The organism is Mesobacillus sp. (assembly GCF_057785455.1).
The window spans coordinates 16289-31678 of sequence record NZ_JBYNSB010000034.1 but is presented as its reverse complement, the minus strand read 5'-3'; the positions used below and the strand labels follow the sequence as shown (position 1 = coordinate 31678).

The following is a 15390-nucleotide window of genomic DNA, read 5'->3' as shown; positions in this document are numbered from 1 at the left end:
CCGGGGTCATTTAAACCCCGGATTAACTTTATCCAATAATTATGCGTTCTTTAGGATAGTGGATGCTTTCTTTTTCGGCCTTTTTTGCGATTAAAAGCAAGAATGAAATAACTCCTACCCTGCCTATGAACATCAATATAATGATTACCATTTTCCCTATCGGTGTCAGCTCCTGGGTTATGCCCATAGATAACCCTGTAGTTCCAAATGCGGAAGCAACTTCAAAGATAATAGCCAATAATGGATGATTTTCTGTCATCATCAGGATAATAACAGCGAAAAAGCAAATTAGCAAAGCCATTATCGATACAACAAGAGATTTAATAATATCATCTTGATGCAATTCTCTGTTAAAAATTTTTACTGAGCGCCTTCCTCGGGCAAAATGTAAAAGGAACAGAAGGTTAAGAGCAAAAGTTGTTGTGCGGATACCACCACCAACAGAGCTTGGAGAGGCTCCTATGAACATAAGCGCGCTTAAAACCAGCAATGTAGGTTCAGAAAAATCACTTACATCCATTGTAGCCAGTCCCCCATTCCTTGTCGTCGCTGACTGAAAAAAAGAATAGAAAAAGGCTTCGTGCCATGTCTTATTTGAAAAAAAGTGATTATACTCTAAAAAGAAAATGGCAGCTGTTCCAAACACTAGCAGACTAAAAAAGGTAATTGTTGTAATTTTAGTAAACAGTGAAAAAGAGTATGGTTTCTTTTTATTTTTCCTAAACAAAAACCCCTTGACCTCTATTAAGACTGGGAACCCAATAGCTCCAAATGTAAGTAAAACAATATTTATTATTTGGACAAAGTAATCATTTGCAAATGGAATCAATGAAGCTCCTGTAATATCGAATCCAGCATTAGTGGTTGCACTGATGGACGCAAATAAACCATGGAGAAATGCTTCCTCCCAAGTAGAAAAGAATTTCAGAAAATAAAACCCCAGTATTATTGCTCCTGCGATTTCAATTAAAATAATCAGTACAAGTATTTCTTTTAGCAATTTTACAAGCCCAGCCATAGTAGTTTGGTTTTGATCAGTCATAATTAATCTTCGTTCTCTAAGTCCTATTTTTTTTCTAACAATCAACCAGAAGAACGTTCCCAATGTCATTACGCCAATTCCACCAAACTGAAGGACAAACATTAAAATAAATACCCCTGGCACAGTGAAGGTATCACGTATGTTTATCGTTGTTAGTCCCGTTACGCTCACAGCACTTGCAGCAGTGAACAAAGCATCTAAAAATGTCCATCTTGCTCCGTCTTGAATGGCAATAGGAAGACTAAGCAAACTCATTGCCACCACTACTGCCAAAAGATAATAGGCAACAATAATCTGCGCGGGTGTTAATTTATCTAATTTTTTCCGAACTAAATTCCACATAATATATTCCTTTCAAGCCCTAATTCATTTACATACCTATGATAAAGAATATAACCTGATTAATAAAGTATTTTCCTGCATCTTCTCTACATTATCCTGTGCTGCTGATCAAGAAACATTCACGTTCTTCGTTTGAGTGCGCTTTTACCCTCCAGTTTTAAGACAGATGGAGGAACATTATCCAATTTAAAAAAACATTACCATTCATGAACTTTACTTAATTGATAACAATATACATACAGAGTCAACCTCTGTAAACCTCATAAGGAGATGACAATCATGGCGAGAAATTCTAATAAATTGCTGGTCCCTGGTGTTGAACAATTCATGGATCAGGTAAAATATGAAATAGCACAGGAATTTGGTGTAAGCCTTGGTTCAGATACTGTATCAAGAGCTAATGGTTCTGTAGGCGGCGAAATTACTAAGCGTCTTGTGCAGCAAGCACAGGCACAGCTTTCCGGCCAAAACCACCAATAAGCAACTTTCAGGCCGATAATAAGATGTTAAATTAGACTGCAAGACAATTTCATACAACATGGAAAAAGTCCGGAAATTTGTTTTCCGGACTTTAGCTTTTTATGATTGTTTCTTATTGTTTTTACCGCCCTGCCCTCTGTTTTCCTTTTCAGGTCCTATATGGTTGCGGTTACTCTTATTAGATTTGTGGTCTTTCTGATGGTTGCTTTTTTTTTCTGTTTTTCCCTTGCCAGAACTGTTTCCTCGGTTGTTTTCCTGTTTTTTGCCTTTACTGGCAACAGAGCTGCTATTGCTGCTAGAGCTGTTTTTGCCATTCCCATTGCTTTCTTTTTTACCATTGCCATTGCCCTTCTGATCCCCCGCAGGCTTTGATGGCTGAACTGGTTTAAGAAGCTTTTGATTATTTTGTTCTTGCTTCTTGATCTGGCCAGGTGCGTTCTTACCAGGCTGCTGGGCAGGGTTTGCTGGAACAGCCGGTTTTTGCTTGAGCGGTTCTGGCTTTTCTGCCGGTTTAGAATTTACAGGCTTAGAAACAGGTTTGGCATTCTCTTTCTGTTTTTCTTTGAAAACCCCTGTTGTAAGCCCTTGTTTCTTTGCTTTTTCACGGTCGTCGCTTGTGGCTTCCATGACCTTTAGCTTCAGGTTTTCATCCTGTGCAGCCTTTTTGATCTCTGAAATTTTCTTTTCAAGCTTCTGATCCGCTTCCTTTTTTATCTTTCCATTATGGACAGTAGCAATGACAATATCCTTTTGATCATTGAAATAACCTTCTTCTTCGATTTTATCAATGATCATTTCAGCTACAGCTGCTGCGTCCTTCTTTTTCCATCCGGATATTTCTTCAATCACCTTTTTGCCTTCTGGATTATAGCCTTTAAGGCGCAGAACCTTTAATTCATCGTCTACTGCCAGTTCTACACTTGGATTAACATCAATCGACATGTACGCGTATACCTGTCCGCTCTGATAAACCGGAATAAACGCTGTCATGATCAGCAAGAAGGCAGCTGCAAGTGAGATTGTCCGCAGCTTTAAGCTATTAAAAAATGTAAGATTTAATTTTTTTGTTTTGATTTCCGCCATTTCCGGAAAAAAAGAAATTTCTTCTCCTACCTGATAATCTTGTTGAAGCTTTCGGGTTCGTAAAAACTCACCTTCGGGGGTCAACAATGTTAGGTAAAGATCATTGATTTCAAGGATGATTCCTTTTCTCATGTCTCTAACACCCCTTTTATATAATCCTTTAAATAAATATAATCCCCAATTAATATAAGTGCGATTGCAATGATATACTTTCTGTTTCTCTCTATTGTTTTCCGGCTTACCTTGACCATGTCTTCCAATTGCTTGATGGGCAAACGCTTTTTATCCAGCAGCAGCTGCTTTAGTTCCTCGTTTTCTACCATTGCTTTTGCAACCAGCATGGCATTTTTGCGTGCATCCGCATGTTTAGGAGACTGTTCAAGGAGATCCTGGAATGAAAGGTCAAATTCTTGAAGGATGGCCTGGAATTGGATGATTTCATCTCTTCGCAGTTCTTGTTCTGTCTTTTTTCTGAATTCATCAAGGGATAGCTCATCTTCTATGGTTGAACGCTGCTGCTCTTCTTCAGACTGGTCAGCTGGAACAGTGAAGCTCAAGCTCTGGTTCCTGCTTTGCTGGCGAATATAATCAATTACCCTTCGCTTTATCATTACTTCTGCAAAGCTTAACAATGAATTCCCTTTTTCAGATGAATACTTTTGAATTGCCTCATTAAAGGCGATGAGGCCAATGCTAAATTCATCGTCTGATTCATGTATGTATCTCTTGCAGACAGCCGAAACGGTCTTTGCAATGAATGGCTTGTAGGATTCTATCAATTCTTCCCTTAATGCAGCATCGCCCTGGTGGATTTTCTCGACTGTTTCTTCCAATGGTCTGCGCCGTTTCTTTGCCATGAACAATAAACTTAGCAATAGCCTCACCTCTTTTTCTCCCCACATTATATCATAACATGTCAATTCTCTATTGTGGTTAGGCAGTGAAAAGATAGCCTTTTCTGGGGCTATCTTTTTCCGAGTCTATTGTTAAAGCGGAATTAGTTCTTGCCGTTGCCGTTGCCGTTGCCGTTACCTTTCCCATTCCCTTTTCCTTCATGGCTCTTGTGCTGTTTTTTGCCTTCCTTTTTCTCTATTTTTTCGTGTTTCGCTTGAGCTTTAGCCGCTTTCTTTTCCTGCTTCACTGCTTGCTTGGCAGCTTTGCGTTCTTCTTTGACAGCCTTTCTCTCAACCTTTTTCTGCTCTTTTGCCTGATCCTTTACTGGTTTGGCAGGAACAGCTACTGGCACGGCTGCAGTGTCATCGTCTGCCGGCATCGTTTCTTCAGCAGGTTTCTTATCTGCTGGCAGAAGATCAGATTCGGCCTGGTCTGTTTCTGCTGGCTCAGCCGCAACTGGCTCAGTTGCTACCTGTTCTTCCTCTTTTTGCTCAGCATACTTTTCTTCTAACTTGGCAAGCTTCTTCGCCATTTTAGCGTAAGTTTTATCAATATTCCTTTGAAGTGCCGCTCTTGCGTTATCATTACCCACATGCTCCATCGCTGCCTTCAGTGCAATGATGTTTTGTCTCATCAAGCCTTCGATTTCTTCATATGGATTTTCCTCTTTTGCTTCTTCTGCTGGTACTGTATCTTTATCGACTGCATCATCACCTGGCTCTTCTGCTGTTACATCATCAGCTGGTGCTTCGGTTTCTTCAGCAGAGTCATCAGAATCAGCATCAGTGTCTGAACCTTCCTCAGTCACTTCCTCCTTGGGGGAATCTTCCTCGCTGGAAGTCTCATCATCTACAATGTCCTGGGAATTTTCCATATAGTCGACAGCTGCTTCAATTACTTCAAGGGCTTTTTCTTCCTCGCCCGCTGCAAATAATTCACTCGCTTCAGCCAAGCGTTCTGAAGCATACTCAGCAAGCAATTCCGCTTCTTTCGCATTATCAAATGTGAATGCAAGCTTGATTTTCTCTAAAGCAATTTTTGCAAAGTAGAAGAAATCTCCTGGGATCAATGAAGGGTTTGTCTCCTTTAATTCATCCACCTGTGTTTTCGCTTCTTCGATATCTTCTGGAGTTACCTGATCCAGCTGGACTGTTTCATACTCTGTTGTGTTTTCCTCTGCCATTGCGACAGGTGAGAAAGTAAAGGTACCCGCAAGCACTAGTGCTAAGGTACTTTTGGCAATTTTCTTCATCTCTTGGTTGGAAAGTTTCTTCATTCTCATTTCACCTCATGTATTTTTCGCGGCCGCATTAATCACTACATGGTTACGGTTGCATAGGAGGTGTTTATGGGGGTTTTTAAAAAATAAATTGAAAAACTTCAGCCAATTTATGACTGAAGTTTTCATAAAGGTTCATGAATGTAGATTTTACGACTGATTTTGCCAACCAGACCTATGAATTTTCAAGATTGGACTATGGATTGTGCTGTATGTGATACTTTCTTGCCGAAAAGATATATCCTCCTACAGCAATCGCAATTAATACAGACCAGAATATGAGCTTCCAGATAAAGGATTCTGGAAAATGCCGGTCGAGCACTCCGATATCAGGATGGGCCAATGTGAAAACAGCAAGCTTTACACCAACCCAGCCAACAATCAGAAATGCAGCAGTCTCAAGAGTGGGCCGTTCCTGCAGCAGTTTAACGAACCAATTTGCCGCAAACCTCATGATAACAAGGCCGATAATGCCTCCCAGGAACATCACGAGGAATTGGCCGCCGTCAATGCCGCCGATCTTGAACCAGCCTGTTGGATTCAAAGTTACTGCCAGAGCAACTGCAGCGAGCATTGAATCGATGGCAAAAGCAATATCCGCCAGCTCCACCTTTAACACGGTCATCCAGAAAGATGAGCGTCCGGCCTTTACAGGCGCTTCTTTATCCATTTCACTTTTTCCTTTATAGTTTTTGATTAAGTGGTTACCTGAAATGAACAGGAGGTATAACGCCCCGATCGCCTGAACCTGCCAAACATCGGCCAGTAGAGAAATCATGAATAGGGTCACGAACCGAAAAATAAATGCCCCAAACAGACCGTAAAATAAAGCTTTCCTTTGCTGATCCTTAGGCAGATGCTTAACCATTACTGCCATGACCACAGCATTATCAGCGGCCAGGATGCCCTCTAGCCCGATCAATACAAGCAAAACCCAACCATATTCAAGCAGCATAGCCATATCCATCTTTGTCACCCTCCGGTTCTTATTATTTACAATCTCCCCGGCAGTTAAAGGAACAATTTCTGGATTCAACACCACAAAAAGACCCCTGCCAGGCGGCAAAGGTCTTGCTAAGCATATGTAAATGCCAACAAAGCCGATGGGATGTACCCATGAAGTGACGACTTTGCTTTAGGTTTCCCTAACAGCTACTCCCCTTTGGAGTTCTATTCAATTTAATAATCACAGGTTAACATCAGGGATGTCTTGTATCCCATAGCATATGATACATATTATATTCATTATGGGCACCAGCTGTTACCATTTTTAATGGTAATAATATTTTAATAAAAGCTTCCTGATTATAAAGCCGGAAATTACTCCTGGGATGACAAACATCATCGGCGTGAAAACCGGACCAGGAAAGATGCCGAACAACTTAAATTTTGGAGAGTACATCAATCCAACTGTAACAAAGTAGGCTGAAAAAACGAAAGGCAAAAACGTTAGTTTCTCTTCCTCGGGCATGACACTGCGATAAGCATCCCACATCGCAAACATATATAAACAAGGATAAAACATCAGCCATTGAAAATCGAGCACCTTCATAGCCATTTCAGGTTCACCCAGGAAGCTGTACATAATGCCTTTATTGAAATGGCTGTATACGTTGACCAGGAATTCAAGAATGACAAATAAAATTCCCTTTATAAGATTACCTGTAAGGAGCTGGGCAAACCCCGGGAGTGCGATACTCCACATTACCGCTTCTAATTTTGTAAGTTTATTTTTGTTCGCCACTTCACGACTCACCCTTTAATCTTTTTTGGGGCTCATTGAATATTTTAGCGTCCCTTTTTATTTTTTGGTCCAGCATTTGTTATGTCATCTACAGATTCACAGACCAAGCTGTCAATTTGAAACTGACAATCGCCCATCTAAAGATAAAGAGACTGCTTAGGGTTTGATTCAATTTCCTCGTTCATTCCTATTGATTTTAGAGTGTCCAATTAGGCTTCTGAATTATCCTTTTCCCAGTAAATTGTTAAATTTAAATTTATTTCTCTGTTTGCATAAAAAAGCCGCTCCTGTTTTAAGGAACGGCAGCAAGTGTTTATTTTATCCTCAGCAAAGCAAGATAGTTCTTGACGAAGCTAAGCCAATTTCTATTTTTGCCAAAGTAGCTCTGGAATAACTCCCGGAACAATGGATATTTCCCTTTATACGGATACCATTGTATTTCTGAATTCATCAAGCCAAGATCCTCCATTACCGCTTTTTCATGGCAAAAAATCCGGAGTCCTCCCTCACCATGATAGCGGCCAATCCCGCTTTCCTTCGTTCCGCCAAATGGCAGGCCGTGATTTGCTACAGTGATGATGACATCATTGATGACGACTGCTCCCGAAACAAGCTTTGAAGCGACTCGCCTCGCTTTATCTTTGTCCTTTGTCCAGACACTCGCATTAAGCCCAAAGACAGTGCCATTCGCAAAACTGATGGCTTCCTCCTCCGAATCAAAAGGCACAACAGGCAAAAGAGGTCCAAAGGTTTCTTCCTGGATGATTTTCATATTCTGCTCGACATTCGTCACAACAGTTGGCGGAATGAACATTCCTTCCTGCCAGAGCTCAGGCTTAAGGCCAGTTTCAAGTCTGGCCCCACGTCCCAAAGCCTCATCAAGCTGTTCCCTTACAATTTCCTTCTGGGCAGGGAAGGTCATTGAACCGACATCAGCATTCTCATCGGCCCCTTGTGAAAGAGCAGCAACTTCCTCTTTAAGCATTTCAAGGAAGGGTTCGTAAACGGATCTTTCTACATACAGTCTCTCTGCGCTCATGCACACCTGGCCGCTGTTGGTAAAAGCACCCCAGACCGCCGCTTTGGCAGCCCTTTCAAGATTGGCATCATTGAACACAATCATTGGATCTTTCCCGCCCAGCTCCAGGGTAGTGGGGATTAAATTTTTGGCAGCCTGCTGCTGAATGATTTTCCCTGTCCTTACTGAACCAGTGAAGAAGATGTAATCTGGTTTGCCAGCCGTAAAAGCTGCTCCCACATCTTTTCCTCCATGGGCAACCTGTACCGTCCCTTCCGGAAAGCCTGAACGCTTAAAAAGATCCTCGATACATTTACCGACAAGCGGGGTTACCTCGGAAGGCTTCAGTATCACCGAATTCCCGCCAGCCAGAGCACTGACCATTGGGACCATCGCCAGCTGGAGAGGATAATTCCATGGTGAAATCACCAGCACCACTCCCCTTGGCATATATTCAATGTAGGATTTTTTGCCAATCAAAAGAAAAGGTGTTCTAGCTTTTTGCCTGCTTAGTATCTTATCAGCATGTTTGATGATATGGTCGATTGCATCAAGCGTTGGCATAATATCCGCGACAATTGCTTCTGTCAGGACCTTTCCAGTATCGTCCGATATGATCCTCGCCACCTTGTCCATATCATCAACCATTAGCTGCTTCAGCTTTTTAAAATACTCCATCCTCTCAGCGACGGTCAAATTGCTCCAGCTTGAGAACGCCGCTTTTCCACGCTCATAAAACAAAGGTGCTTCGTGGATGGGTGTTTCCTCAATTTCTGCAATTGCCTTTCCGGTCGCAGGTGCAAAAACAGTCAACTTTTGTGTCGGTTCTACTGAATGCACGTTCATTCACCTGCCTATACAATATTGATTTGATAACTAGGTTCGTGCTTGTTTTGCCGATAAAATGATGCCATTGCTGTAATGCCATCTTTAAAATCGGGACAAATGATACCTGAATCTTTTAGATCCTCCTGGGCCTGTGAACAATCAAAATACCCTTTCCAGGTAAAATAATCGATTGCTTCCTTCTCTACACCAAGGTATCTTCTTAGGATGCTTAAGTTCAATCCAGCCTTTGCCAGGCCAAGCGGAACAGAGCCTTTTGGCCTTCTTTGCAATAATTCCTGCATCATCATTTCATAAAGCTCGGAAACCTTGTAAGGTTTCGGGTCCGTTAAATGATATGTCTTCCCGGCCCCCTGGTCTGCAAATGAAAGATGGGTTGTCGCTTCAATAATATAATCCACCGGAACAAGATTTACAACAGTATCACCCTTTCCAAGCTGGGGCAATATTGGCATGAAGCTCAGCCTGTCGATGAAATTCATGATGAAATACGGTCCATCAAACTTGATCGTTTCTCCTGTCCGGGAATGGCCCTTGACAATGCCTGGACGAATGATGGTTACTGGTATATCTTTTTTGAGGGCGTCAACAAGAACCTCTGCCTCATATTTTGTTTCCTCATAGAAGTTCTTGAAAGCATGGGGTTTGATAAGCTCATTTTCGTAAAGGATGCCTTCTCTTCTTCCTGCTACATATGCTGTACTGAAATACGTATAGCGATTAATATTTCTTAATGTCCGTACCCATTCATTTACATTCCGGGTGCCTTCAACGTTGACCTGGAAAGCTATGTCCTTAGGTACAGCTAAATCATAGATTGCTGCCAGATGGAAAACATGTGTCACAGCATCTTGAAGTTCTGCGCTTTTTGCTTTTTCAATAGCCAGGCCCGGCTTAGTAATATCTCCCTCAATGATCTCAAACTGTTCATGTCTCAGTGAAAAATCCTTCATGATATTCTGCCGTTCAGCTGCCGCTTTTTCTTTCATTGAAGGCAAAACCAGCACATAGATTTTTCCCTGATGATTATTTTTACGAAGCACCTCACGTATCAGCTGATTACTAATAAAACCCGGAAAGCCAGTAAAAAAATATCCGAATTCCATAATTGTCCCCCTTCTTGGTATTTAGCTTTATTTTAACGGCAACGATTTCTGTTTGGCAAAGTTTTTATTGACTATTCTGAAAAATACCGATAAATATAGGGTGCCTGGCCATCTGAGTAATTTTTACAGTGGTCAGGCACCCTCATTGGGTTCTTTATCTTCTTCTTTTAATCTCACGATCCAGTGGATCTTCTTGCTCCTTCACTAATTTCAGGAGCTCTTCAAGCATCCCTGCCATCTCCTCTTTAGAGTATTTCCCTGTTTGGACGGCAGTCGACTTTTCACCATAGCTTCTTTCAATTTCCCATTCCAGATGCTCCTTCAAAAGGTATGCAGGTACCAAATGGCCATCCGGGGTTGCATACATTTTATTCATCCGTCTGAAATCCCTGTCAAAAAAGCTATATACAACAGGAATGACAAAAAGAGTCAGGAAGGTGCTGCTTATCAGGCCGCCAATTACGGTAATCCCCATTGGCTGATTGATTTCTGCTCCCTCTCCAATCCCCAGAGCCAGCGGTACAAGCCCAAGAATAGTTGTCAGGGCTGTCATCAGGATTGGACGTGCCCGATCCTTAACAGACAGCACAATCGCTTCATGAGGATTCATGCCGCGGTCCTTTTTCTGGTTGATATAATCCACAATTACAATGGCATTGTTAACAACAATACCAGCAAGGACAATTATCCCAATTACGACCGTCAAGCTGACAGGCGTGCCGGTTGCAGTCAAGGCAATCGCTACTCCTATCACCATCAGCGGTACAGTGAACATGATGACGAAAGGATATTTCAGCGATTCGAATTGTGCTGCCATCACCAGATAGATCAGGATGATTGCCAAAACGAAAGCGAGGATTAAATCATCAATTGAAGATTCGAGAAGTTCCCTGTCTCCACTGAAAACGACCTCTGTTTCATCAGGCAGGTCAAGTGCTTCAATTTTCTTATCCACTTCCTTGGAAATATCACCAAGATTAGTTGAAGCTTTATATTTCATCGTGAATTCAACTGCGTCCTGCTGGTTGATTCTTTGGATTTTGACAGGCCCGCTGCCGGTATCAATCCTGGTGACCTGTCCAAGCGTGACATAGCCGCCATCAGGCTTTTTAATCAGCAGCTGCTTGAGCTTATCAAGGTTTTGGGTGACAGCACGGTCATATTCCACAAAAACACCGAGAATTCCGCCATCCTCCCCAGTCATCTGTGTTGCCATGTTTCCTCTTGTCACATCATTAACGACCATTGCAATCTGAGCTGGCGCCAGCCCCTGGGCAAGGGCTTTTTCCCTGTCTACCGTAACCTGGACCTCTTCAACCGTCTCGTTTTGACTTGTCGATAATTCATTGACGTCATCTAAATCCTTCAGTGATTCATAGATTTTTGACACGGACTCATTAAGCCGCTTTTCACTTGTATCACGCACGCTGAATGTTAACGTATTCGGAGCCGATCCTGAAGTAGATTGCATGTTGAAGGCTAATTCAGCTGTGCTGTTCGCTTTCTTCGCAGCCTGCTCCAATTCTTTTTTTGTGTCATCGACAAACTTGAAGGTACTGATGTCACGCTGCTCCAGTTCATCCATTTTCACATAAACTTCACCAACATTGGCGTTTGTCGTGCCCCTGAACGATGCTTCCTGAGTTGTACCTGCCAGGCTCACATATACATCAACATCTTCTTTTTCCTTCAGAACCTCCTCAAGTGAAGTCATGACCTTTTCCGTTTCTGTCAGCGCTGCACCATTCTCAAGCTTAACCCTGATGCTGAAGAACCCTTCATCGGTGGGCGGGATGAACTGGGTACCGACCGTTGTCACTCCATAGGCTCCGCCACCAAGCATCAGCAAGGTAATCAATATCACAAGATAACGGTGCCGGAGAGCCCATCTGACCGACTTCTCCAGCCTCCTCATTGTGCCGGAGCGCTGTCTTCTTGCTTCCAGGTTCTTTTTCGGTGCCTTCAGCATCCGGCTGGCTAACATCGGAACCACAGTCAAAGCCACAATCAGAGAAGCTAGCAGACTGAAGGAAATGGTTAAAGCAAATTCAGTAAACAGCTCCCCGATAATCCCGGAAATAAACACAACTGGCAAGAATACCGCCACTGTCGTAAGAGTTGATGCAGTAATCGCTGCTCCCACTTCCTTCGCGCCATCTCTGGCCGCTGTTTTCGGGTCTTTCCCCATCGACAAATGGCGATAGATATTCTCAATCACTACAATCGCGTTATCGACCAGCATCCCGATTCCAAGAGCAAGTCCGCCAAGAGTCATGATATTTAAAGTGAAATCTGCAAAGAACATCAGTACAAACGTAAAAATGACTGAATAAGGTATCGCAATTCCTATGATCAGCGGGCTCTTGATATTTCTCAGGAAAAAGAACAGTACTGCCATTGCCAGTATTCCCCCGACAATCAGGGAATTGGATATATTGCCGATCGCCAGTTGGATGTAATCCCCCTGGTCAAATAGAACCTCGGATTTTATGCCCTCATATTTATCCCTTTCGAGCAAAGAATCCAGTTCATCGAGGAAGGCCCTGGAAACCTCAGCTGTATTAGCATCAGACTGCTGAAGCACACTTAGCAATACAGAAGGTGACTGGTTTGTCCTCGTGATCGTACGGTCATCCTGAGCCTTAAGCTCAACAACCCCTACATCTTGAAGCTTTATTTTTTGCTTCGTTAACGGATTGGTGAAGACAGTCAGGTTTTTCAATGTATCGACAGAATCGATTGTACTGATGACCCTCGTAGTCAATTCCTTCCCGTCTGTCAATATCGTATCTCCAGGCAGCGAAACATCATTTGCCCTGATAAGGTCAACGATATCTGATTGGCTAAGTTTATAGGTTCTTAATTTCTCCTGGTCCAATTCTACCCTTACTTCCTGAATAGATGTCCCGGAAAGATTAACGCTGGCTACACCATCTACCTTCGTAAGTTCGAGTTCGAGCTCCTCAGCAAGGTCTCTTAGCGACTGTCCATCATCCTGTTCGGAACTAAGCGATAGCTGGATGATTGGGAATTGGGACGGATCGAACTTCAGGAACCGCGGTTTTTCAGCATCATCCGGGAGCTGGGCCATATCCAGCCTTTGAATGATCTCATCCTGAATATCATCTATATTCGTTGTCCAGGAAAATTGCATTAGTATCAGATTAGCGCCTTCCTGGGAGGTCGAAGTCATCGTTTTAATTCCGGGTAAAGTAGCCAGGTTTGCTTCGAGCGGCTTTGTTACCTTCTCAGCTACCTCGTCCGGACTCGCTCCCTGGTAATTTGTCACGACTACACCAACCGGCGGATTGATGTCAGGAATGAGCTTCAACGGAATCCTCATCAGGGAAACCACTCCAAGTATGAGCACCAGGAACATGGTCACCAGAGTGAAAACAGGTCTTCTAATTGAAAAATCACTAACTTTCATTTATATACTCCTTTCGGTTAGGCACTTATCTTTAAAACAGACACTTCCAAATTACATTTAATGATACATGTTGTTAATAACACCGCGGCTGGGGCTGTCTGGCTATGTATCGGATTATCCTCCCTAAAATATAGTGAAGCCTATGGGAGAATGCAAATGCCCATTATGTAATCTTACATGGAAAGACCTTATCAATAAATGTGCAAGTCTGGTAAGCCGTACACTTCATTTTAAATCAAATAGAGCTTGAATGAAACTTTGAGACTTAGACTCTTTTTTACTAGGATCAAGGCACTAGGGATAAGCGCACTGCATTGTTTTCACATGTTGTACATTTATCTATTTTTGTTTTAATGCATCTTTACTTGAACAATTCAATTTTTTAACAGCAAAAAAGCGGCAGTCTAAGCTGCCGCTTTCCTTTCCATTCTTGTTACTGTTATACCGGTAAAGCCCGCCGCCAATGTCAACAGCGGAGATAGCAGGCAAAAGAAGGCAAATGGGAGGTATTCTATTGTATTGACTCCCAGGACGCTGCTGAGGAACACTCCGCAAACGCTCCATGGAACAAGCGGATTGATTACAGTTCCTGCATCTTCAAGAACCCGTGATAGATTCTTAGGATGCAGTCCTGCTTTTTCAAAGTGACCGGCAAAAGTGTTGCCAGTCAAAAGGATAGATAGATATTGCTCTCCTATTAATAGGTTGATGGCAATAGCGGACATAGCTGCTGAACCTATTAAAACGTGTATTTTCCTCAGGCTGTCAGCAAGTCCCTGTAGCAAGGCGGGCAGGACTCCAATCCTGAACAATAATCCCCCCATACTTAACGCAAGCAGGACAAGGGACATGGAGAACAGCATGCTTTCTATCCCGCCGCGCGATAGCAGAGAATCCAATTGCTCATTGCCGCTTTTAGATAGATATCCAGAGTATAAAAGGCCAGGAAGCTTGCTCCATTCGGATTTCTCCACAATCAGCAGGCTTATTGCCAATGCTGAAAAAGTGCCTGCTCCCAGCGTCAATAATGAAGATACTTTTTTCAAAGCCATAATTGCGATAATGAGCAATGGAATCAATGAATACCAATGTACAAGATTAAGATCAGTTAATGCACCCTGAAGCTTATTCAGCTTCGAAAAGTCTGCTGCACCCAGTTCAGGTGACAAACCCGCAAACAGTGCCAGAGAGATGATGAAGGCAGGAATGGTTGTCCATGCCATGTTTTTTATGTGGTCAAAAATATCTACCTTCACTGTAGATGAAGCAAGCACTGTTGTATCAGAAAGCGGAGACATTTTATCACCAAGGAAAGCACCGGAAACAACTGCTCCTGCTGTTACAGCAAGCGAAAGTCCGAGCGTTTCACTTACAGCAATAAATGCGACCCCAATTACTGCTGAGGTTGTTAATGAACTGCCGATACTCAGTCCTACGATGGACGTGACAAGGAAGACAATCGCATAATACCAATCTCCTGAGACAAGCTCAAATGCCAGGTAAATCAGTGTCGGGATTGTGCCAGCAGCCATCCAGCTGCTTACGAGCATGCCTATGAAAAAGAAAATCATGACAGCCCCCAATCCCGCCTTTGCTCCTTCAATCATGCTTGCTTCAAGTTCTGCGATTTTTATTTTTTTCAATAGGCCATATACTACCAGTGTTCCAATGGCAAGTATGACCGGAATATGCGGAACCAGTTCCAATTTAATCATTCCATAGCTGATTCCAGTTAATAGAAGCAGGATGATTGCTGCAGCTTCTGATGTTTTTAATTTGATAACAGGCTGTTGATTGAACATGCTGAAAACCCCCAATTAGATGAAATACAAATAGCCCCTGTCGCTTAGGGACGAAGGAGCTCCGCGGTACCACCCTAATTGGCAAACAGACATGTCTGCCCTCTTCATTAAGATGAGTGTGATTAAGTAACAGCTGTATTTCAATTGCCCACTGCCTGGATTTCCAGCAACCACCCAGTCTCTCTTTGCTGCCCATGGACATTTTACTTTTGTCTGTTCACACTCTTTATCCACTTTTCCACTTAAACGCTTTTATGCATAAAAGCGTTGATGTGTGATATTAATATATTATTTTTACTTTTATATGTCAAGAAAAAATCTCCC

At 42.6% G+C, this 15390-nt stretch carries 11 protein-coding genes; 1 reads left to right on the top strand and 10 read right to left on the bottom strand.

Annotated features, from left to right (window positions below):
• Window positions 1–28: 28 nt before the first annotated feature.
• Window positions 29–1384 carry a TrkH family potassium uptake protein gene (locus tag AC3EBE_RS13380; protein ID WP_488595536.1) on the bottom strand — a complete coding sequence of 452 codons (1356 nt, stop codon included), beginning with the start codon at window positions 1382–1384 and terminating at the stop codon, window positions 29–31.
• A gap of 279 nt (window positions 1385–1663) precedes the next feature.
• Here AC3EBE_RS13380 and AC3EBE_RS13375 point away from each other — a divergent pair, with 279 nt between their 5' ends.
• Window positions 1664–1864 carry an alpha/beta-type small acid-soluble spore protein gene (locus tag AC3EBE_RS13375; RefSeq protein WP_488595535.1) on the top strand — a complete coding sequence of 67 codons (201 nt, stop codon included), beginning with the start codon at window positions 1664–1666 and terminating at the stop codon, window positions 1862–1864.
• A gap of 99 nt (window positions 1865–1963) precedes the next feature.
• Here the strand turns inward: AC3EBE_RS13375 and AC3EBE_RS13370 are convergent, their stop codons facing one another.
• The 9 genes from AC3EBE_RS13370 to nhaC all read right to left on the bottom strand — a co-directional run bounded on the left by AC3EBE_RS13370 (window position 1964) and on the right by nhaC (window position 15066).
• Window positions 1964–3079, bottom strand: coding sequence for an anti-sigma factor domain-containing protein (locus tag AC3EBE_RS13370; RefSeq protein ID WP_488595534.1), 1116 nt, complete (start codon window positions 3077–3079; stop codon window positions 1964–1966).
• A complete protein-coding gene (gene sigI, locus AC3EBE_RS13365; RefSeq protein WP_488595626.1) occupies window positions 3076–3822 on the bottom strand; it encodes an RNA polymerase sigma factor SigI in 747 nt (248 codons plus the stop codon). The genes AC3EBE_RS13370 and sigI overlap by 4 nt, the downstream gene beginning before the upstream one ends.
• A gap of 122 nt (window positions 3823–3944) precedes the next feature.
• Window positions 3945–5117, bottom strand: a complete 1173-nt coding sequence (locus tag AC3EBE_RS13360; protein ID WP_488595533.1) for a DUF5667 domain-containing protein — start codon at window positions 5115–5117, stop codon at window positions 3945–3947.
• A gap of 199 nt (window positions 5118–5316) precedes the next feature.
• Window positions 5317–6087, bottom strand: coding sequence for a TerC family protein (locus tag AC3EBE_RS13355; protein WP_488595625.1), 771 nt, complete (start codon window positions 6085–6087; stop codon window positions 5317–5319).
• Window positions 6088–6390: 303 nt separating this feature from the next.
• Window positions 6391–6825, bottom strand: coding sequence for a hypothetical protein (locus AC3EBE_RS13350; protein WP_488595624.1), 435 nt, complete (start codon window positions 6823–6825; stop codon window positions 6391–6393).
• A gap of 352 nt (window positions 6826–7177) precedes the next feature.
• Entirely contained in the window at window positions 7178–8722 is a 1545-nt protein-coding gene (locus AC3EBE_RS13345; RefSeq protein WP_488595532.1) for an aldehyde dehydrogenase family protein, read from the bottom strand.
• A 14-nt stretch (window positions 8723–8736) separates the two neighbouring features.
• On the bottom strand, window positions 8737–9834 hold the full coding sequence (locus AC3EBE_RS13340) for an SDR family oxidoreductase (protein ID WP_488595531.1): 1098 nt from the start codon (window positions 9832–9834) through the stop codon (window positions 8737–8739).
• 154 nt (window positions 9835–9988) lie between these two features.
• A complete protein-coding gene (locus tag AC3EBE_RS13335) occupies window positions 9989–13264 on the bottom strand; it encodes an efflux RND transporter permease subunit (RefSeq protein WP_488595530.1) in 3276 nt (1091 codons plus the stop codon).
• A 404-nt stretch (window positions 13265–13668) separates the two neighbouring features.
• Complete coding sequence (gene nhaC, locus AC3EBE_RS13330) at window positions 13669–15066, bottom strand: Na+/H+ antiporter NhaC (protein WP_488595529.1); 1398 nt, start codon at window positions 15064–15066, stop codon at window positions 13669–13671.
• Window positions 15067–15390: the final 324 nt, after the last annotated feature.

Coding starts and splice junctions, on each gene's coding strand:
- AC3EBE_RS13350 (WP_488595624.1), bottom strand. CDS start 6,825: ATGTGGAGTATCGCACTCCCGGGGTTTGCCCAGCTCCTTACAGGTAAT.
- AC3EBE_RS13335 (WP_488595530.1), bottom strand. CDS start 13,264: ATGAAAGTTAGTGATTTTTCAATTAGAAGACCTGTTTTCACTCTGGTG.
- AC3EBE_RS13340 (WP_488595531.1), bottom strand. CDS start 9,834: ATGGAATTCGGATATTTTTTTACTGGCTTTCCGGGTTTTATTAGTAAT.
- AC3EBE_RS13380 (WP_488595536.1), bottom strand. CDS start 1,384: ATGTGGAATTTAGTTCGGAAAAAATTAGATAAATTAACACCCGCGCAG.
- AC3EBE_RS13375 (WP_488595535.1), top strand. CDS start 1,664: ATGGCGAGAAATTCTAATAAATTGCTGGTCCCTGGTGTTGAACAATTC.
- nhaC (WP_488595529.1), bottom strand. CDS start 15,066: ATGTTCAATCAACAGCCTGTTATCAAATTAAAAACATCAGAAGCTGCA.
- AC3EBE_RS13355 (WP_488595625.1), bottom strand. CDS start 6,087: ATGGATATGGCTATGCTGCTTGAATATGGTTGGGTTTTGCTTGTATTG.
- AC3EBE_RS13360 (WP_488595533.1), bottom strand. CDS start 5,117: ATGAAGAAACTTTCCAACCAAGAGATGAAGAAAATTGCCAAAAGTACC.
- AC3EBE_RS13370 (WP_488595534.1), bottom strand. CDS start 3,079: ATGAGAAAAGGAATCATCCTTGAAATCAATGATCTTTACCTAACATTG.